The organism is Listeria innocua, from assembly GCF_028596125.1.
Classification (GTDB): Bacteria; Bacillota; Bacilli; order Lactobacillales; family Listeriaceae; genus Listeria; species Listeria innocua.
Genome location: NZ_CP117229.1, coordinates 605,003 through 625,208, shown reverse-complemented (window position 1 = coordinate 625,208; position 20,206 = coordinate 605,003). Strand labels below are relative to the sequence as shown.

Sequence of the window (20,206 nt, the reverse complement as noted above, 5' to 3'; positions counted from 1 at the left end):
ATTTTAACACTTTGTTGAAATCGTTACCAAGCTTAACCTTCTGAATAAAAACTAATTCCCTTATCCGTATCCTCCACAACGATCCCAGCTGGCTGATTAATCAAAAGAATGCAGTAATAAAAATCACCGACACAACCTGATGTATGTAAGGCAAAAATTAAATATAGAACTGCTTCATTCACACCGAGAAAACGCAGAAAAATGAACAATCCCGTAAGAACGATAAATGGTGCAATCGAAATAATAAAGAATTTCGCTCTCGAATAAAATGCTCCGGGGCTTCCAGCATAAGCCATCCCATTTTTAAAACCAAATTTCACTTTTGATTCTGGGCGAAAAGCTTTGAAGAAAATCCCGTGTACGGCTTCATGAATAACAATTGCTACTGCATAGCCACCAAACATCCAAATAATCCCCATAAAACCATTCGTAATTGCAAAACCACCTGAAAAAGCAAGACCTAAAACAGTTAATACAAGCACAATAACAATCGCAACAATATTCAAATTCATAACCAATTTTTTATTTTCTAGTAAATTTATTTCTTGAACCAATTTTCTTTCCATTTAGCACGCTCCTTTTATAAAAAACACTGGTATTTTTGTTAATATTATTATACAATACTTCTTGTCGGCATTCTATGTCACAGTGGAGAAATACCCAAGTCCGGCTGAAGGGGACAGACTCGAAATCTGTTAGGCGGTGTATGCCGCGCCGGGGTTCGAATCCCCGTTTCTCCGTAAATATAAAAAGGTTCACGCTTAAAAATAGCTTATATTGCTATTTCAGGCGTGAACTTTTTATTATTCTTTTTTCTCCGCAATACTCACATACATTCCCTCATCAAGCTCCCAGTTCTGCACTACTTCAAATCCAAATCCCGCAAGCTCTTCCTTCAATTTCTCAGCTGAAATTTGAATTTCCATTGGGGGACCTTTCAAATCCGTTCCTTTCGTATCAAACTCCAAACTAGCAAAGTAGCCGCCAGTTTTCACAACTCTACTCACTTCACGCAAAACATCCGCGAGAGAATCTGCTTCATGTAACACGAGCGATGCCAGCACAACATCCACCGAACTAGTTTCAAGCGGAATATCATCCATGCTCGCTTCTAATGTTTTTACATTGGCTAATTCAGCTGTTTTCGCTTTCGTCTCAATTAATTCCAACATTTTCGTATCTAAATCTAATGCAAAAACGGTATTTTCAACCTTTTTCGCTGCCGGAATCGTTAAAAATCCTGTTCCCGCTCCTAAATCTAAAATGCTCGCTGTTTTTTCCATTGGGATCCTCTGTAAAAATTCCTCTGGTGCTAAAACTTCGCTCCGTTCAGGTCGATCCAAATAATCTACTTTCCTCTTAAAACCAGCTTCCCCGTGGTGATTGTGGTGATGATGATTCATTTTCAGCACTCCTTTAATGTTGATGTTTTTCAATTTCTACGACAATACTACCTACAGTTTGCTTGCTTAAATAGTCTTCCATTTGTTGCTCTGCCTTATTCATTACTTCGCCGATTAAGCAGTGCGGCTGACTTTCGCTATGATTTTTAGGATCACAGTGAAAAAAAGCACCTTTTCCTTCAATGGCTTGAATAACATCTAAAAAACTAATACTGCTTGCAGGTTCGGCTAATTTATAACCGCCGTTTACACCTGTTACTGACTCAACGAAACCAGCTTTTACAAGCATTGTTAACACTTTAGAAAGATACGTTGGCGAAACATTTTGCTTGGTAGCAAGTTCTTTCACTCCTACAGATTTTTCCGGAGACAAATTTGCTAAATAAACCATCGTATGTAGCGCATAATTGGTTGCTTTTGAAAATTTCATACTTTCACCTTCTTAATTAAAGACTTAACGACTCTATAATATCCTTATTAAACAAATTTGTCAATTTACAACAAAAAAACCTTCTCCTAATAAAGGAAAAGATTTTAGTATTTATAATAAATCTTGCAACAAAGCAGCTAGTTCTTGTTCATTTTTAATACAATAATCTGGCTGGTAAGTGGCATTGTTAGGTTGTATATGTTGTCGTCTGTTTAGCCAAATTGATTTCCAGCCGGCACTTTTTGAACCAATCACATCATTTTCGAAAGAATCGCCAATATAATAGGTTTCCGCGCTCTTAATACCGATTTGTTCCTCTACTAGCTCAAATATTTTTTTGTCTGGTTTTTCGATACCTACTCCACCAGAAATAAAAGTATGCTCAGCTGGAATCCATTCGTTTATTTGTAAATCATTTATTTTATGTTGTTGATGCTCTTTTGATCCGTTCGTAATGATTCCCATCGTTATATTTTTCTTTTTAGCCCAGGTGAGGATTTCTTTAATTCCCGGTGAAAGTTCAATTTTGCGTTGGTTTTGTTCATAAGTATGTTGAAATGCTTCTGCTTCTTTTTTCGTAATTTGGTAATCAAAATCGTTTAATGCCTGCGTAATCCGGTAAACGTGCATTTCTGCTTTAGGCATTTCTCCTCCGACAACCTTGCGATACACTTCATCACTATAAAATCGACTTTTAATATATAAATTTTCGATTTTCAGGTGGTCCGCTTTGCCAAAAGTAGCTTTAAATGCATTTTCAAAGGGTTTCAGTTGGTCATAAACTGTGTCGTCGATATCAAAAATTAAGTTAATCATCATTTCCTCCTGCAAAAATTCACTCCTTTTACTCTACCATTAAATCAAAAAAGTAGGAAGAGCCTAAGCGTAATGCTTAGACTCTCTTAGTTATTTTCCATTTCATTAATCGTTTCTTCTATAGATATGCAGGTCGCGTAACGCTCAGGCCACATCCATTCATTATAGTACTTATAACTGTTCTCACCAGACATAAAATGGTTATCTTCCGTCGAATTGGCGTGGGCGGGAACAATCATCTGGAAGCCATGTTCAAAACCACATTTCACCGTGGCGTCAATGCAAAAATCGGTTTGTAATCCTGCTACTACAATTTTCTTCGTTCCTTTTTCTTTGAGATAAGCAAGTAAACCTGTTCCTTTAAAAGCGCTATTTACGGTTTTATCAAAGATTCTTTCGTCTTTAGTTGGTTGGAATTTTTCGTAAATATCGAAGCCTTCTTTTCCATTTGTAAGTTCTGTATCAGGGCCGTCGTCATGTCGCACATAAATTATTTCTATTTTATTTTTCCGAGCGTTGGTGATTAATCGTTCTATATTGGATACCAGTGAATCGAAATTGTAAAGATTATTTGTCATAATTAATTTTTGTGTATCAACAACTAATAATATCATTCGTTCAGACCTCCGTATGTGCTGTTTATATTATAGCATAGCTTAACCAGCTGTAGGCGCCACATATGCCTTCCAGCCGCCAATCATTTCATCTTTCTCCGACTTACTTAATAGTTGCATACCGATGACTTGATTGACATTCACAGCTAAGCCTCGGCTGAAACGGTTTACTCTACTGGCTGAAACACAATTGATATACACATCGTTTAAGCGAATGAGCTCTCCTTTTGTTTCCACAATTCCTACAATATACCCGATTGCCGTTACAAGTAAAACTGGCTCGCCGACTTCGATTGCTTGCAGTAGCTCTTCTTTCATCATGAAGCCCCCTTATTTCATTTTTATTTGTATACCCGATTTTACTTTATTCAAAAGAACAGCCGACCCAAGCTTACTCGCATCGGCTGTTTTCTTTATTTGGTACTTTTTCTTCTAAGGTGTAGTCCTAAGAATAATAGTACTAATCCACCAGCAAATAGCAACATACCATTCGTATCACCAGTTCCAGGTAATTTTTTCGTTTTACTTGGTTTATTGGTAGAATGTGTAACTTTTGGTGTCGTTTTTGTTACTTTTGTATTCGTTAAGTCCATGCCTTTTACTTTTACACTATAGCCAGATACTTGTTTTTCAGATACGGTATAGCTGTATTTTTCACCTGTTTTGTCTTTCTCTGGAAGGTTGGTAAAGTTGTATTTCCAATTCGATTTTGCTGTTACTTTGATTGGTGTTCCGTAAGCTTTACCGTTTTGTAAAAGTTGTACTTCGATGGAGTCTGGACGTGTTTTTTCATTGTCTCCCACCCAAGTTTTTGTACCGCTCGCTGTAGTTACATTTTTCTCATCGGTTACTTTTGTATTGGTTAAGTTCATTCCATCTGTGGTTGTTTTGTAGCCTGGAACTGCTATTTCAGCAACAGAGTAACGATAATCGTTGTTGTTAGCATCGCCTTTAGGTAAATCTTTGAAGCTATATTTCCAATCGCTCTCTTTCGTTACTTTGACTGGATCACCATAAGTTTGTCCATTTTGTAAAAGTTGTACTTCGATATAGTCTGGACGGTCTTTGGCTGTGTCGTTTTTCCATGTTTTTTTACCAGAGACAGTGGTTTTTGGTGCATCTATTTTCGTGTTGATGACGTTCATTCCGTCGACTTTGGTTTCATAGCCTGGAACTGCTTTTTCGACAATCGTGTAGTTGTAAGCCGCTCCATCATTGGTTGTTTCTGGTAGGTTTTTAAATTCGTATTTCCAATCGTTATCTTTTGTAACTGTTACTGGGAAACCGTAATCTTGCCCATTTTGTTGTAATTGAATTTCGATGGATGCGGGACGATCGTTTTCTGTATCATTTTTCCACGTTTTTTGACCGTCAAGATTAATCATTTTTACATCTGGTTTGATTAATGTGTTGTTAATATCAAGACCTGTGACAGCACTTGTGTAGTTAGCTACTGTATTTTCTAAAACTGTATACGTGTATTTAGTTCCATCTGCATTTGTTTCTGGAACATTTTTGAATTCGTATTTCCAGTCGTCTGCTTTTGTTACAGTAATTGGGCTATTGTATGCTACACCGTCTTGTAAAAGTTGTACTTCGATGGAATCTGGACGATCTGCTTCTTTGTCACCAGTCCAAGTTTTCGCGCCATTCACATCAATCATTTTCACGTCTGCATGGTTGTCAATAGTCGCTGTTGTTGCCCCGTGATCATCATTGGTGATTTCAAGGCCTGTTTCTGTGCTAGTTGGAATGGATAAATTACCATTCGCATCGCTCTTCACTGTAACTGGATACTCTTTATTTTCATTTGATTCATAACCAGTTGGTGTCTTTGTTTCAACAAGAACTACATTCCAGTCTTGATTTTTAGAAGTTGTTTTATAACCTGTCGGGATGAAATTTGCTGCGCCAGATGAGTCTGTCATAACAATTTCATTACTATTTGTATCTTTGACCGGTTTCGTTAAATCTGCTTTTCCATTTTCATCTGCATAATAAGCTTTGAATTCATAGCCTGTCAATGCTGTTTTGCTTATATCGTCTTGTTTCAAAAGGTTTAAGTTTAGCGGGACAACCGTAGCAACTTCTGATCCAGCTGCTTGGTTAACTAGTTTCGCGCCATATTTCACTTTTTGATAATTCACTTTGAAAAGAACGTTATATAGTTGCATTTGCGGAATATCAGCCGGATTTGTGATAGCTAATGTGTTTGCAGTTGCTTTTGCTTCTACCGCATACTTACCCGTAGCAAGTGGTACAGGATTTTCAAGTTCCCCGTCAATTTGGAAGCCCGTGCTTGGACTTGCCTCATAACCATTTACTTCCACATTAGAGATAGATTTAAAATTATCTGCAGCAATAACGTCTCCAATATTTATAGATGATTTATCGAATTCATACGCACTTCTTACTCGAATTTTATAGCCAACTGATAAATTACCGTCTGCATCAGGAGTAGCCACATTATATTGGCTTCCACTTATATATGCATTTGTTTTATTGTCTAAAACATATTTTTTCGCATAGGCCGTACCGCCACCAGCATCCCAGTACATTTCGCTATTTTCATAAGAAGTAATAACTTTATCGTTGTAAGTGTATGTTGCTTTATTTTGCATGATGCTGCTGTAGTCAATTTCGTCTGGGTCAATAACTACAATCATGTACACTTTGTAAGCTGCTTTTGTTTCACTATACATCGGGTCTGCTGCCGGCTGTCCAAAATTAAGGGTTAGTGTACGTGCATCTTTTGTTACGGAACCAGTTACACCCATTTTACCCGCGTTATTTCCAAAATACCTTACTCCAACATCATTTAAAGTGGAGTTTGCGATACAAACTTGTTTTTCAGAATATAAGCCTTTTTGATAAACAATAACGTCTTGCCCGTCTGCATTTGTGAATTTCGGTGTACCTTCAAATTTGTTCGTTGTAAAACCATAAATGTGTTTATTGCTAGAATTTAAACCAGCAATATCATATTCAAGCATTTTCAACCCTTTTGGAAGTGTATCTGTGAACGAAGAATTTAGTGTGTCTTCTACTCCAGATGGGTTAATGTTCATTTCATAGACCATATATGTTTTTGGTGAAGTAATTCTACCATCGTCTGCAAGAGGCGTATAGTCTTTCAAGGCAGAACCCATGATGTCGCTACCTATCATATTGCGCGCTGTTTTTTCTGCATCAGCTGCCGATAATCGTGTTTTTTCAAACACTTTTTCTTCTGTTGGAATTACTTCTGGTGTTTTAATGAATGTGACATAATCAAAATCGAAGTCATCTTCATCTTGTAAAGTAGCTGTTGATTTAGCATTTTCTTTTACAACATGTGGTTTTTCTTTTTGGAAGCCATCAATAGGTTTTACAGTAGAACCATCAACATTGCTAATCAGATCATTTCCTGGATTCATATCTGGCGTCGAATCTACATCGGTAATTGCTCCGTCTAAAGTAGAATCACCATTAAAGTTAGAAAATGAACCGATTTCTCCAGCCATGTAAAAGTCTACTGCGCTATAAGTCCCATCATCCGGCATACCGATAGCTTTCATATACATCGTAGCAGTTGCAGTTGCACCTGATGCCATGCCTCCAGAAAGTGTAATGGAGTAAACTTTGATATCACTCCACACACCGCCACCACTAGGCACGGTTGTTTCGTATTTCCATTTATCATTCGTATTTTTGAAATCAGATGTATCATTATTTAGTTCATAACCTGCTGGTACATAGGCATAAACGACAACATCTTTTGTATAATTCCCTTGGTTAATCGCGGTATATGTTACGCCAACTGTGCTTCCTTCTGATATAGAAACGGGCGTAGTTGTGCTACTAACAGCACCAATATATTTATTGTTTTTATCGTAAGTGGAGCTAATTTTTGTCGTAATTGCCATGTCATAAACATCTTTCCCACTTGGCGTTACAGAACCAGATTTACCTTCGCCGCCTTTAGTCGGGCTTTTAGTAACGTTAGTCAAATCTTTCGTTGGATCTGTTACTTTTGCTGCAATTGTTCTATAAATACCGCCACCATTTTTGGAGATAGTCTGAGCTGGGGAAAATGGTAATTCGTATCTAGTTGCGCCAGGGGCAAGGTTTGTTTGGTCTGCTGAAGCAACCCAACCGCGTTGAAGCGAAGAGCCAGATGCAGTTGATAAAGCCTGCCATTCTGGTGAACCTTCCGTAATAATTGAAAAACCAGCTGGTAATTCATCTACCATTTTTTCTAAAACGGCATTTTCCCCTGAATTGTTTGTGGCATAAACATAATAGAAAACTAGATCATCTTTTTCAGGTGTATAATTTGTGGACGATGTAGCGACTTTAACATATTTTCCAGTGTCTTTATCTAACCGCCAAGCAGAATCGATTGCTTTAGAGGCGGTGAGTACGCCATTATCTGTATCTGGAGTTGGAGGTGTTACGGGCACCTCAATTTTGCTAATATCTACATTTTTATCATCTTCAATTACAATGGCTTGATAATCTTCTTTTGTTGTAGTAGTCGTATTTATGGTTGCAAACATATCAAATTTAGCGTTAGTAAGCGGCTCATCTTCATATTTTGCCAATGCTTCCGGGCTCTGATTAAATTTAAGTGTGTAACCAATATACTGGACACCATTAATTGTTTTTGTGCCAATCGAGTTTTTCATGGAATCATCTGTAAAAACATTTTGTCTCGGCGTTAACCCATCAATTGCTGGATTAACAAATGTCACTTTGTCTCCTTGGAAGAAGTCTTTTTGTATCCAAAATGTATAAGTTTCGTCCAAGACTGCTTCTGAATAGGATGGGATTGCCAAACTTAATGAAAACTTGAGTGAGTCTCCTGGTGCATAAGTTTCTTTCGTATTCCCGTTTGCGTCTGTTACTTTATTTGTAAAATTCCAATCAACGGAACCTTTTAGTAATTGCTTTCCATTAACTAGATTTTTAGTTGTCTCTTTATTGTCAGGTATTACGGTTGTTTTGTTTTCATCCGCTACTTTTTGATTATCTGGTTGAGTTACTTGTTGGGTTGTTTTTGTTTGATTTTCTTCTGCTCCGGCGAAGATATTAGACCATGGAACCAGTTGAAAAACAAGCGCAACCGCAACCATTACAACGAACACTTTTTGCCAGTTGTGTTTTAGCATGATAATTCTCCTTTTACTACTCATTATTAAAATTACTCAAAATAGACCTATGCGTTCTACTTGAATAGTTTTCTTAAACGTATCATACTAGCCAGAATGGCTTTCTGGAACAAGCCAATCATACAAAACTTCCTATATAGCAGAGAGAATTGTGACGTTTCCGCCATATTTAAAGTGTGATTATGTATAAAAAAGTGATAAAAATATACCCTTTTTGATGAACAAAACCTGATTTCCTTTGGTATAATTGAAAATAGTTTTCTCGGGTACATATATATTAGAGATAATGAAGGAGGAGAACTATGTGGAAAAAGCATAAGTGGCTAATTATTGCAGTACTCTTATTGGTAATTTATGTCGCTCCATTGTTTATTCTTGGCGGGAATAGTCACGTGAGGATACATGATAATTTAGATTCCAATGTGACGTGGTACAAAATGGTTTTGGATAGCGGGGATTATACAGCAAAAGTTGGAACAGCAAATATTGATCAGATAATGGATGATAGTGTCCCAAGAGATTCATTTGATTCAGAATTTGTTGGAATTGATTGGCTTTATATGATTTTCAGTACACCTATTGCGTTTGCGGTGAGCCAGTTGATTACACGTGTATTTGCATTTTTAGGATTGTTTTTATGGGCAAGGGATTATCTCATTAAAGATAAAAAATATCTCGTACCGCTTTATTTTGTTTCTTTAGCTTTTGCACTGACGCCTTTTTGGCCATCAGGTATGCTCAGTACGCTAGGGATGCCACTTGCTTTGTGGGCGTTTTTAAACATTAGAAATAACAAGCGGCGAATCTGGAATGTAGTTATACTGACACTGCTCCCATTTTATTCTAGTTTAATATTAGGATTTTGTTTCTTTTTAGTAATGGTTGGCTGTATCTGGTTATATGATGTTATTAAGAAAAAACAAGTCAATATTCGCTTTTTACTCAGTATGGTGTACATGGGCTTATTATATGCGCTAGTAAATTATCGTTTTATTTATGCGATGTTCCTACACCCAAAACCAGATTCAAGAAGCGAATTTAGTTTGCCAGATTTATCACTTTTAAGTTCCATTCGACTTAGTATTAAAAATTTCATTGTAGGACACACACACGATCAGGCTCTAGCTGGATTTGTTATTTTGCCGATATTGCTTCTCGTTCTTGTATTAATCATTATTAAACGAGAATGGGTCAAAGAAAAACTGTTTTTATGGCTATTTGGGTTTAATTTATTTTTATCATTTTGGTACGGTTTTTGGTGGTATCGTGGCTGGAACTGGATCAAAGAAAATGTAGAAATTATGCGGACTTTTAATTTTTCACGTTTTCACTTTTTACAACCGTTTTTATTTTATGGTTTATTCGCAATCGCAATCGTTTATTTAATCAAAAAAGGAAATTGGTGGCGAAAATTAGCTTATTTAGCAATTGTGTTGCAACTTGTCGTCGTTTTCGCGAATAATTCTGAGATTTACTACCGGACTGGAAATGGCTCACCTAGCATCAATCAATTTTATGCGACGGAGCAATTTACAGAAATAAAAAATTACATTGGTAAACCGCAATCAAGTTACCGCGTTGGTAGCATTGGCCTGCATCCGTCTGTTTCCCAAGAAAATGGCTTTTACACTGTGGATGGCTACGTTAATTCTTACCCACTTGCTTATAAAAGAGCCTTTCGAAAAATCATCGCTGGCGAACTAGACAAAAGCCCCGTTCTAGAAGATTATTATGATAACTGGGGAAATCGTTGTTATTTATTTTCTGCCGAGTTAGGGAAAAACTACGATTTCGGCAAAGATTCGAAAAAACATATTAAAAAACTAGACTTTAATATAGATGCATTTAAAGCTGTTGGCGGCGAATATATCTTGTCTGCCGTTCCAATCGACAACGCTTCTGAGATTGGACTAACCTTCGAAAAAGCATTTAATAACAAAGCATCTTACTGGAAAATCTATTTATACAAAGCTACAAATTAAAAAGTAAAAGACGCGTTTTTTAGAGATACAAAGCGCGTCTTTTGCTTTTTTTATGGTATGATAAATGAAAGGAGTGATGATTATGAAGAAAACCATTCAGTCAGTTGGTGTTTGGGGCGATAGTATTATGAAAGGCGTTCTTTTCAATCCAGAAAAAAACCGCTATACTTTGCTTAAAAACAACTGCATTAAACGAGCATCTGAAAAACTTGGCCTGACTTTTCAAAATCATTCCACAATGGGTCGGACGATAACAAAAGGCCACGAAATTCTAACAAAAGACTTGGAAAAAGACGCAACAAATGACATTGCCATCATCGAATTTGGCGGAAATGACTGTGATTTCAATTGGGCAGAAGTGTCTGAAAATCCAGATAAAGAACACATTCCAAGCACGCCTTTAGACATTTTTGAAACGCAACTACTTGAAATGATTGCACGCCTTAAAAAATTAGATATTAAACCAATTTTAATGACCCTGCCTCCCCTTCATGCTAAACGTTATTTCGATTTCATTACGCGTAGTGGCCTAAGCAAAGAAAATATTCTCCACTTTTTGGGTGGCGATGTCGAGATGATTTATCGCTGGCAGGAAAGATACAGCAATGCTATTTCACGAATTGCAGCCGAAACAGGTAGCCATCTTATTGATATTCGTGATAGTTTTCTTGCCGAATTCCACTATGAGGATTTACTTTGCGCTGATGGCATTCATCCGAATGAAGCGGGCCATATTAAAATGTCACGTAAATTCATCCAATATGCAAGTTTTCACCGAGCATAAATAAAAGGAGGAAACCCTATCTTACATTTACAAAAAATGACTACTTCTGATTTAGAAGATTTTTTAACTACCGCAATTCCAGACTATGCCGCAGAAAAAATAGCAGCCGGCACATGGTCCAAAGAGGAAGCCTTAACCAATTCAAAAGCTTCTTTCAACAAATTACTTTTTGACGGAATTACTACACCAAATGAGCACCTCTATAGCATTTTCACTGACCAAAAAATCGGTTATTTATGGTTCCATGTCGATGAAAAACATGCTTTCATTTATGATTTTGTGATTTTCGAAACATTTCGAGGTAAAGGTTTTGGTACAAAAACACTTGAAGCGCTAGATGTTCTTGCAAAAGAAATGGGCATCACTAAAATCGAACTCCACGTTTTCGCCCATAACCAAACCGCCATTAAATTGTACGATAAAGTTGGTTTCAAAAATACCGACATCACTATGGCAAAATATATATAAAGAAAGGCTTGAATACCTATTTTTTAGGAATTCAAGCCTTTCTTTTTTTAAGTTCTAATTCTGCTAATTTTTCGTGGCCTTTTGTTGTTCGAAAATATCTTGTCGTATGATCTTCTGTGCTCCGAAAAATATAATTAAATGTTTCTAACCAGTAGACGCCAAGAAGTAATTCATTTTTCGTAAATGCGGCAGCTCCCGGAAATTGCATCATTTCAAAAACTAAGTGATCCATCGTCGCGTTTTTTTCTTCTGTTTTAGATAAAATTTGATAGATTACCGCTTCCGTTGGCTCATCCATCCTATCAACCCCCGCTTACAATATCCCTATTTCCCCAATATGGTATACAAAATAAATTAAAATGAGTAATAAAATATTAAAACCAAGCAAAATCCATTTCACCAATTTTTCTTTCACGAAAAAAACACTGATTGTCGAAATAACTCCTAAAAAAAGTGGAATTAATTGATAAAAGATGCCTTTTTCTCCTCCCGGTACAATATCTGAAATATGTAATCCCCAAGTTAAAATTATCCAAGTTACAGTTAGGATTGTTAGTAAAAATGCAACAAAGTCTTGCCAGTTCCTTTTCATCATAACCCCTCCTACTCCTTCTAAGCTTAACATAAAATAGCGTCACAACAAAAAACAAGCTAATTTTCATAGCTTGTAATTCGTTAAATTCTAATTAAATTTAAAACAAAAAGGGCTATTAGCAAAATATTAAACAGAATAGCAATCCATTTTTCATCCAAAAGTTTATTTAACCTTGTTCCAATAAGCGCGCCTAAAATTGCCCCAGGTATCATATAAATACCAATCGAAAAGTCACTTCCACCAACAATCGCGTAGGAGCCGATACTTGCAAGAGAAGTAAGTAGCGTCACATAACTTGAAGTCGCAGAGGCAGTCTTTTGATTTAGCATAAAAATAAGTAATAAAATTGGTATAACGATTGGCCCGCCACCGATTCCAAATAAACCAGCTAAAAACCCAATAATTACCCCAAATAAATAAGGCATTATCCGATATTTGCTTAAAAAATGAGGTTTTTCATTATTGCGTTTCTTTTTCCAAACCATCAGAAGTAATAAAATCACGATTAAGGCACCATACATAAAACGATAAACCGCTTCTGGCAGCATTTGGTTCACGATTGCACCAAGAAAAGTAGTTGGAATACTCGTTATAGCAATTTTTAGTGCTAATCCTACGTTTCCTTGCTTCCGTTTATAATAAATACTACAAGTAAAAATCGCCATCGTGAAAACCGTCAGCGCAGAACTAAAAGCCGCAGTTCCTTGAGAAACGCCCATTAGTAGTAAAATCGGCAAAAGTATTACTCCGCCACCAATACCTAAAAAGCTCCCCACAACACTCGTACTAAGCGCTATTAGAAAGTATGTTATCATATCCATTTTCGTTACCTCTCTTCTTTCACCTTTTTCAGCTTAACATATTTCCCAATTTTTAAAAGTACTAAAAAAAGACAATAAATTATTGTCTTTTGAATTCAAATGCCAGGAATGGGTTCAATCACCAAATTCTCACTAGCCTTATCTATATACCTCACTTTCATTGCAGTTAAATCGGCTTCCCACAGTTCGATTCCTGCCAAACCTGCTAATTCAATAAATTTCTCAAAATCTATCCGTCCCGCTTGTGCTTGTTTTATTGCCTCGCGTAATTTTTCTGCTGAACTTTCCTTAGAAACAGGCATAGCAACGCCATTTAACTGGGCTTCTACCATATTATCCTGTTCATCCCAAAATACATAAACGCCTTTTTGAACTAAAAACTGATATTTTATAATACCTAATTCCTTAAAACCTTGTATAACTTTCGGGAAATCACCAGCGTTTTTTTCACTAGTTGCTGCTTGTAAAATCAATTGTTTATTTATCATAACTAGTCTCCAATCAAGTAAGTCTTTCTTTATTATACCTGATTTCTAGATTAATCTAAATAAGCGGTTTTTCCTCTTTGAAAGTTTCAATAAGCGCTTCTTCCAAATCATATAAAGAATCGTTGGTTTGATCTAAAGTATAACCATGATCCAGTGCAAAAATAATAATAGCATCTCGGCGGTTTTTCGCATATAAAGGTGGATATTCCGTATATTTTAGTAATCGACTCGCTTCATGACCTGAAAGCTTAAAACCAAAAGAAAGCGCGATAGTCCGGTCGCGAGAAGGTCTTCTAACTCCACTGAAAATCTGATAACCATATGTTTCATGGAGTCTTGCCGCACGAATGACGCTAGCTTTTGTTAATTTTTTCTCTACTAATAACTCTTTTAAATATGTAACCATTTCACTTGATTTAAATTCCGCCTCGTTTTCATCTAAAACCTGGCGTAGATTTGTCGCTTTTTTTAATTCATGAAGTAATTTACTTGTCTCTTTTTCCCCATCCATAAGGCACACCCCCGATTGTTTTTTTTATTATATCACGAAATAAGTACCCGACTACTATGCTTCATGCTATAATTTCACTATAAAGTGTAGAAGGGATTTTAGAAAATGGGAGAAATGACGCTTGCTTTTATAGAAGAACAATATAAAGAATTAGATAATCTAAATAACAAAGAAAATCCTGCCGTACTAACGCGTAATACCGCAACAGGCGAATTATTAGTTCGTAAAATAATCCCTATTAGTTTCGCTCCAGTACTAGAGGAACTTAAAAAATTATCAAGTAACTATTTACCCAAAATTGAAGTGATGATTCCAAATGGCAGCGAACTGATTGTATATGAAGAATATATCAACGGGAAAAACTTAGCTGACTTAATGAAAGTAAATGCGCCCTTTGATGCTGATGAAGTGACACGACTGATGTTGATGCTTTCTGACGCACTGATGGAACTTCATACAAACGCAATTATCCATCGTGATATAAAACCGTCCAATATTATGATTTCCAGTGATGGCGTTTTAAAATTAATTGATTTTGATGCATCTCGTGTTTTTGAAGTAGGAAAAAATCAAGATACAGTCAATCTCGGGACGATCGGGTACGCTGCTCCTGAGCAATATGGCTACTCGCAAACCGACGCTCGTTCAGATATTTATAGCATCGGCGTCCTTATGCTTGAACTTTTACGTGGAAAAAATAATTTACCTGACAAAGAAACAGCTACTTCTCTAGAAAAAATCGCCATGCAAGCAGCATCCTTCGACCCAGAGCAACGTTTCCAAACCATCCAAGAATTCCGAACCGCTATTAAAAATGATTCGCTTGGACCTACCTTTGTTTCCGAATTAACAGACTTAAGCGACTTCGCTACCATAGAAGACAGCGCGGACGAAATAAACTGGGCAACTTCAACAGATGAATACGAAAAAGATTTTATTCCCTGGTATAAACATATTCCCGGCTTTAGAACTGGTCATACTTGGAAAATGGTAGTTGCAGTATTAGGCTATATTTTCATGGCATTTGGATTATTTACCCCACCAACAGAAGGCGTTAAAATGAATAACATCGAAAACTTTTTCGCTAATTTTTTCTTGATATTCCCTGCTTTCATTATATTTACTAATTTATGCGGCATCTGGTCCAAATTACCTTTACTTAAGTCCTCTTCTAAAGGAACAAGAAAAGTTGGTATTGTCGTATATATTTTTGTTTGTATTATGATTTATGGAATTTATACAGAAATCTTTTCTTAGTCCTATGCCCGGTGCATAGGACTTTTCTTATCTCCGCATGGTGTAATAGATACAGATAAATTAAGAAGGAGAGAAGAAAATGAAAAATTTAAAACGCGTTTTACTATTAATGGGGATTATAACTTTTGCCCTAGCCCTAACTGCATGTGGTGGGACAGAAGATAAAGTAAGTACAGAGAAAAAAGAAACAGCAAAAGCAGAGACGAAAGAAAAAAAGAAAACAGATCCAAATACACTTGGCGATTATAAAGTAGAAATCCTTAGCTCTGAAGTAGTAAAAGACTATGCTGGAAATGACGCAATTGCAGTCAAAACAAAATTCACAAATAACAGTAAAGAAAATACTTCCTTTATGGTAGCCATCGATCAACAAGTTTTCCAAAATGGGACACAATTAGAAACAACCGTATCCGCTGATGGCGGCATGGGCGGTGTAGACAAAGATGTTCAACCTGGAGCTACTTTAGAAATAACCGATTACTATAAGCTACAAGATACGCAAAATAAAGTAGACGTAGAAGCCAAAGAATTAATCAGCTTCAGCAAAAACACAGTCAAAAAATCATTTGAATTAAAATAAAAAATCGGCCGCAAACAATCACTGTTTGCGGCTCTTTTTATTTAAAATCCTAACCTATTCTCGATACGACTTCGCAAAGAATCATTTTCATTAAAAGATTCTCTAAGTTCGATTGCTTTTTTAGGATAGTTTGTAATAATCCCATCTACATTTTTCCGCAAATACATTTGCATTAATTTTTCTTTATTAACAGTCCAGACAAACACCATTTTATCATTTTGTTTGGCTTGCGTTAGTAATCGCTTATTAATAGAGAAATCCTCTAAGACAATAAAATCTGCTGATGTCTTTGGCAAATTCCCGATATTAAGCGCTAGGATGATTCCAGTTTTTAGTGACGGATCTGCTTTTTCGATTTCCTCTATAACAGGCTGGTTGAGCGACTGAACAAGATATTTATCAGTTACTTTTTCTTTCTTTAACAATGTGACAAGTCGTTCTACCATATCGCTCGATTCCCCGCCGTGCAACTTCACTTCCACGAGTAAATCTATCTTATTCTTTTTCGCTGTCTTGATAATTTCATCAAAAGAAGCTATATGAGATGAATAGTCGCCACTCTTCACTTTAGTTTGCTGCAACTCTTTTAAAGTCATATCTGCTACTCGCTTAGAACTGCCAGCAAGTCTTCTCAATGTCATATCATGGAAAACAACAAACTGATGATCTTTGGTTTCTTGAATATCAATTTCACTATAATCCGCCCCGGACTTTGCAGCTGATTCAATGGCTTCCACCGTATTTTCAACAGCATTCATTGTATCACCACGATGGGCTATTATTTTCGTATTAGGTTCATATAAAGTCGCATTTACTGTAAAAATATTAAAACCACTAAAAATAATGAAAACGATTATCGCAACAATAATAAATCTCTTTTTATGCGGAAACTGGTTGCGTGCGACAGGAGCGTGTTGTCCTTCAATAGCAAAGGCATTCTTCACTAATAATTGCGCAATAATTCCTTGAAAAATCCCAGCGGCAAAGAAACCTATCACTTGCAGTATGGTTAAAGTAATACCAGCTATAACCACCGCAATTCCTGGAGTTATTTTTTCTACTAAGAGAAGCGGTAACATAATAATCGTCGCGATAATCGATACTAAAAAGCCAATCACAACAATTATTAAAACCCATTTTAGTAACATAAAAAATAAATGCTTTTGCGAGAATTTCCAACTTTTCCGGATAGCTCCACTTATTTTGAGTGATTTATCTTCAATAAAATATGGTAATGCGAATACGAGTCTCGCGCTAATATAGAAAATAATCGCAATTGCAATAACATATAGCCACGTGCCTGTCGTCGTTTTCATTAATTCATCTGTAATAAAATGCGGCAAATAGAGGTTTTCTGTTATCGTAATTGGTAAAGATAATCCTGCAATTGGCAAAAGTAAAAAGAAATATAGCAGAAAATAAATCGCTTGATAACTAAGAAAGTATTTCGCTTTTACATTGAGCCTTTGTATGATTTTAAATACGGTATAGCTTTCTCCCCGCAATTGATAAATGGCCATCATTATAAAGAAACCCAGTTCATAATATACAAATAGTAAAATGAGTAAAGCTAAAATCAGCAGCATAATAACGGCAACAGGACTCGAAAAAACTTCTCCGAGATTGGCGTCTGTAATCCCTGGCACTCCGATAACTCGAAGAATAAAGAAAAAGAAATAATAAATAAAAGGCCCAATCACAAATGCCTGCAAGATCGTCAACAACAATGTTACTTTTAGGTAATCTGTCTTAAATTGATATAAAATTTTCAAACTGTCTTTTAAATCTTTCATTTGCTTCTCCCTTTTTTGTTCAATTTTCAAGGCTTTATAGTTTATCAACGAAGCAAATTTAGTTATAATTAATTCATAAAGTTAACTATTCGAAAAGAGGTGATATGATGCATCCGATTGAACAATTGTTAGCAAATAAACATATTACTACCAATGATATTGAATCAAATACTCGCTTAAAAGAAGGTACTTTGCAAAAACTTATTGATAAAGATATTCGCACTTCTGATATTAGCCTTCGCGTCCTTAGTCAAATGGCTATTTTTCTTAATACTGGAGCGGATATTGTTGCTAAACAACTTAGTGATATAGAAGTAGCTAATGACCTCGCCTTTCTTGTAGAGGATTAAAGAACTAAGTACATCATTGTTACGTCCAAATACCGTCCTTCCACTTGCATTAATGCTGGAATCTCACCAGCTTCAATAAATCCGAACTTTTTGTACAAATTAATTGCTCGCTTGTTTTCAGAAACAGCTTCTAAGTAAACGAGTTTTAAACGCTCGGTTTTTTTAGCATGTTTTATTAATCCCTCCATAATAAGTGTCCCTATCCCTAAACCCCAAAATTTCTTTCGGGTAGAAATAGTCAGCTCACATGTATGTAATTCTCGCTTTTTTGTATGGCCGATAAGTTGAGAAACACTTGCAAGTTCATCTTCAATAAAACTTAATAACATAATAGAGCCCGGGTTTTTAGCCCCTTCTTCTATGTATTCCGCTTCTTCTTCTACGCTAAATGAAAACTCGCCTTTCCCAAAGGATAAATAATCAGTCTCACCTGCTACTTCATTCAGATAAGTAACAATATTGCTCGCATCCTCTTTTGTAGCCTCTCTAATCGTCATTATTTGTCCGTTCTTAAGCTCTCTAGTTTCCATTTAGACACCACCTTTTTTGCTATTATAGCCTATCCATTCTACGCACGCAAACAGCAAAAAAAGCTAGATGACAGCATCTAGCTTTCCAAAAATCTTATTTATTAAAAGAAATTACTATTTTTCCAACTGCATGGTGAGTTTCACTTAATGCATGTGCATCGAAAACACCTTTTTCAGAGAATGGGAAAGTTGCGCCAACGATTGGTTTCACTGTTTTATTTGCAAGTAGTTCACCTAATTTTTTCAGTTGTTCGCCGTTTGGTTGAAGCCAAATTCCATTCGCAGTTACGTTTTTTTCTTTCGCACGGTCTTCATTTGAAATACCAACGATACTTACTAAACGACCTGTTCCTTCTTTTAATACATCATAGCTATCAGTTTCGATTTGACCACCCATTGTATCAAAAACAACATCGATGTCTGAAAGTACGTCTTTAAAATTCACTTCTTTATAATCAATGACTTGATCTGCTCCTAGTGATTTAAGTAGTTCATGATTTTTCGCACTAGCTGTTGTGATAACTTCTGCTCCAGCATATTTTGCAAGTTGAATCGCAAGTGTTCCAACGCCGCCAGCACCAGCATGAATCAAGACTTTTTCACCTTTTTGAAGTTTTGCGTGATCAAATAATGCTTGCCATGCTGTTAAACCTGCAAGTGGAATAGATGCAGCTTCTTCAAAACTAATACCTTCTGGAAGAGGTGCAAGTAAGTGATCATCTACTGCTGTATATTCAGCATACGTACCAAAACGCGTTGTTTCAGGACGAGCAAATACTTCATCGCCGACTTTCCAATCAGTCACGCCTTCACCAACTTCAGAAATAACACCTGCTACATCCCAACCTAAAATAATTGGGAATTCCCAGTCCATCATTTGTTTTAAGTATCCTTCACGAAGCTTCCAATCAATCGGATTAATGGATGTTGCTACTTCTTTTACAATGACTTGGTTTTTACCCGCTTTTGGCATTGCTACTTCTTTTTCTTTTAACTCTTCTTTACCACCATAATTTTCAATTACAACTGCTTTCATTTTAACTTCTCCTCCAATTTCTCTACATTATTCATCATTTTTGTGACTGATTTAAGTAAGGCACTGACTTCATCCTCAGAAAATCCTTCTAAAGCCCCAGTTTGGAATTTTTCTTTTTCCGTAAGTAAGGAAGTTAATTCCGCCTCGCCAGCTGGTGTTAAAAATAAATACGTATAGCGTTTATTCTCATCTTGCTTTTTACGAACGATAAGCCCTTGCTCTTCCATGCGCTTCAAATGACGGGTAATACTTGCTGAATCAATATACAGCTTTTCTTTTAATCTGTTCTGACTTTGACCAGGCGTTTGTTTAATATGAAATAAAATCTCTACTTTCGTAAAACTCATATTCGTCTGTTGTTCAAATACATGACTTATTTCTTTAGATAACAAATGCATCCGGTAAAGCAGTTCTGAACGTTTCGTACATGGTTCCAGCATTTCCACCTCCATAGTTGACATGTCAAATGATATATCAACTATTATACGCTTCCTTTTTTAAATCACAAAATATCTGCTCAAATATTAGTGGCTAATTTTTTGTAAGCAATATACTTGCCGTTAATAGCCAAAATGAGCTACACTTAATAGATAATTCA

Annotated in this window: 22 protein-coding genes and 1 tRNA gene; 7 read left to right on the top strand and 16 right to left on the bottom strand. The window is 36.2% G+C overall.

The window, feature by feature from the left end; all coding sequences use genetic code 11:
• Positions 1-32 precede the first annotated feature (32 nt).
• On the bottom strand, positions 33-566 hold the full coding sequence (locus PQQ29_RS03570) for a DUF3267 domain-containing protein (protein ID WP_187984017.1): 534 nt from the start codon (positions 564-566) through the stop codon (positions 33-35).
• An 84-nt stretch (positions 567-650) separates the two neighbouring features.
• On the opposite strand from PQQ29_RS03570, the gene PQQ29_RS03565 reads away from it, so the two are divergent.
• Positions 651-740 (top strand) — tRNA-Ser (locus tag PQQ29_RS03565).
• A 63-nt stretch (positions 741-803) separates the two neighbouring features.
• On the opposite strand, the gene PQQ29_RS03560 is transcribed toward PQQ29_RS03565, so the two are convergent.
• The 6 genes from PQQ29_RS03560 to PQQ29_RS03535 all read right to left on the bottom strand — a co-directional run bounded on the left by PQQ29_RS03560 (position 804) and on the right by PQQ29_RS03535 (position 8,413).
• On the bottom strand, positions 804-1,403 hold the full coding sequence (locus PQQ29_RS03560) for a class I SAM-dependent methyltransferase (protein ID WP_010990531.1): 600 nt from the start codon (positions 1,401-1,403) through the stop codon (positions 804-806).
• 13 nt (positions 1,404-1,416) lie between these two features.
• Complete coding sequence (locus PQQ29_RS03555; RefSeq protein ID WP_003770811.1) at positions 1,417-1,833, bottom strand: Rrf2 family transcriptional regulator; 417 nt, start codon at positions 1,831-1,833, stop codon at positions 1,417-1,419.
• Between the two features lie 111 nt (positions 1,834-1,944).
• Entirely contained in the window at positions 1,945-2,649 is a 705-nt protein-coding gene (locus tag PQQ29_RS03550; protein WP_010990530.1) for an HAD family hydrolase, read from the bottom strand.
• 86 nt (positions 2,650-2,735) lie between these two features.
• Positions 2,736-3,263: a cysteine hydrolase family protein gene (locus tag PQQ29_RS03545; RefSeq protein ID WP_010990529.1), complete on the bottom strand. Its 528-nt coding sequence runs from the start codon at positions 3,261-3,263 to the stop codon at positions 2,736-2,738.
• Positions 3,264-3,305: 42 nt separating this feature from the next.
• On the bottom strand, positions 3,306-3,581 hold the full coding sequence (locus tag PQQ29_RS03540; RefSeq protein WP_003724373.1) for a hypothetical protein: 276 nt from the start codon (positions 3,579-3,581) through the stop codon (positions 3,306-3,308).
• Positions 3,582-3,676: 95 nt separating this feature from the next.
• Positions 3,677-8,413, bottom strand: a complete 4,737-nt coding sequence (locus PQQ29_RS03535; RefSeq protein ID WP_147732724.1) for a Cna B-type domain-containing protein — start codon at positions 8,411-8,413, stop codon at positions 3,677-3,679.
• 302 nt (positions 8,414-8,715) lie between these two features.
• Here PQQ29_RS03535 and PQQ29_RS03530 point away from each other — a divergent pair, with 302 nt between their 5' ends.
• From PQQ29_RS03530 to PQQ29_RS03520, 3 genes are all read left to right on the top strand, one after another.
• On the top strand, positions 8,716-10,395 hold the full coding sequence (locus PQQ29_RS03530) for a DUF6044 family protein (protein ID WP_010990527.1): 1,680 nt from the start codon (positions 8,716-8,718) through the stop codon (positions 10,393-10,395).
• 82 nt (positions 10,396-10,477) lie between these two features.
• On the top strand, positions 10,478-11,179 hold the full coding sequence (locus tag PQQ29_RS03525; protein WP_003760832.1) for an SGNH/GDSL hydrolase family protein: 702 nt from the start codon (positions 10,478-10,480) through the stop codon (positions 11,177-11,179).
• 18 nt (positions 11,180-11,197) lie between these two features.
• Positions 11,198-11,647 (top strand): GNAT family N-acetyltransferase, encoded by a 450-nt coding sequence (locus PQQ29_RS03520; RefSeq protein WP_373425855.1) that lies wholly within the window; start codon positions 11,198-11,200, stop codon positions 11,645-11,647.
• Positions 11,648-11,678: 31 nt separating this feature from the next.
• On the opposite strand, the gene PQQ29_RS03515 is transcribed toward PQQ29_RS03520, so the two are convergent.
• The 5 genes from PQQ29_RS03515 to PQQ29_RS03495 all read right to left on the bottom strand — a co-directional run bounded on the left by PQQ29_RS03515 (position 11,679) and on the right by PQQ29_RS03495 (position 14,062).
• Positions 11,679-11,945 carry a DUF3116 family protein gene (locus PQQ29_RS03515; RefSeq protein ID WP_003760828.1) on the bottom strand — a complete coding sequence of 89 codons (267 nt, stop codon included), beginning with the start codon at positions 11,943-11,945 and terminating at the stop codon, positions 11,679-11,681.
• Between the two features lie 15 nt (positions 11,946-11,960).
• On the bottom strand, positions 11,961-12,239 hold the full coding sequence (locus PQQ29_RS03510; protein ID WP_010990525.1) for a hypothetical protein: 279 nt from the start codon (positions 12,237-12,239) through the stop codon (positions 11,961-11,963).
• 83 nt (positions 12,240-12,322) lie between these two features.
• Positions 12,323-13,063 carry a sulfite exporter TauE/SafE family protein gene (locus tag PQQ29_RS03505; protein WP_003770794.1) on the bottom strand — a complete coding sequence of 247 codons (741 nt, stop codon included), beginning with the start codon at positions 13,061-13,063 and terminating at the stop codon, positions 12,323-12,325.
• 95 nt (positions 13,064-13,158) lie between these two features.
• Positions 13,159-13,551, bottom strand: a complete 393-nt coding sequence (locus tag PQQ29_RS03500) for a DUF1398 domain-containing protein (protein ID WP_010990524.1) — start codon at positions 13,549-13,551, stop codon at positions 13,159-13,161.
• 55 nt (positions 13,552-13,606) lie between these two features.
• Positions 13,607-14,062 carry a hypothetical protein gene (locus PQQ29_RS03495; protein ID WP_003765745.1) on the bottom strand — a complete coding sequence of 152 codons (456 nt, stop codon included), beginning with the start codon at positions 14,060-14,062 and terminating at the stop codon, positions 13,607-13,609.
• A gap of 105 nt (positions 14,063-14,167) precedes the next feature.
• Here PQQ29_RS03495 and PQQ29_RS03490 point away from each other — a divergent pair, with 105 nt between their 5' ends.
• Complete coding sequence (locus tag PQQ29_RS03490) at positions 14,168-15,319, top strand: serine/threonine-protein kinase (RefSeq protein ID WP_187984016.1); 1,152 nt, start codon at positions 14,168-14,170, stop codon at positions 15,317-15,319.
• 79 nt (positions 15,320-15,398) lie between these two features.
• Positions 15,399-15,899: a DUF5067 domain-containing protein gene (locus tag PQQ29_RS03485; protein WP_041918364.1), complete on the top strand. Its 501-nt coding sequence runs from the start codon at positions 15,399-15,401 to the stop codon at positions 15,897-15,899.
• A gap of 41 nt (positions 15,900-15,940) precedes the next feature.
• Here PQQ29_RS03485 and PQQ29_RS03480 read toward each other — a convergent pair whose 3' ends face one another.
• Entirely contained in the window at positions 15,941-17,692 is a 1,752-nt protein-coding gene (locus PQQ29_RS03480) for a glycerophosphoryl diester phosphodiesterase membrane domain-containing protein (RefSeq protein ID WP_010990521.1), read from the bottom strand.
• Positions 17,693-17,799: 107 nt separating this feature from the next.
• Between PQQ29_RS03480 and PQQ29_RS03475 the strand changes: the two genes are divergently transcribed.
• Entirely contained in the window at positions 17,800-18,042 is a 243-nt protein-coding gene (locus PQQ29_RS03475; protein ID WP_010990520.1) for a hypothetical protein, read from the top strand.
• On the opposite strand, the gene PQQ29_RS03470 is transcribed toward PQQ29_RS03475, so the two are convergent.
• From PQQ29_RS03470 to PQQ29_RS03460, 3 genes are all read right to left on the bottom strand, one after another.
• Complete coding sequence (locus PQQ29_RS03470; RefSeq protein WP_010990519.1) at positions 18,039-18,572, bottom strand: GNAT family N-acetyltransferase; 534 nt, start codon at positions 18,570-18,572, stop codon at positions 18,039-18,041. The genes PQQ29_RS03475 and PQQ29_RS03470 overlap by 4 nt on opposite strands.
• A gap of 94 nt (positions 18,573-18,666) precedes the next feature.
• Complete coding sequence (locus PQQ29_RS03465) at positions 18,667-19,608, bottom strand: NADP-dependent oxidoreductase (RefSeq protein ID WP_010990518.1); 942 nt, start codon at positions 19,606-19,608, stop codon at positions 18,667-18,669.
• Positions 19,605-20,060 (bottom strand): MarR family winged helix-turn-helix transcriptional regulator, encoded by a 456-nt coding sequence (locus PQQ29_RS03460; RefSeq protein WP_041918421.1) that lies wholly within the window; start codon positions 20,058-20,060, stop codon positions 19,605-19,607. The genes PQQ29_RS03465 and PQQ29_RS03460 overlap by 4 nt, the downstream gene beginning before the upstream one ends.
• Positions 20,061-20,206: the final 146 nt, after the last annotated feature.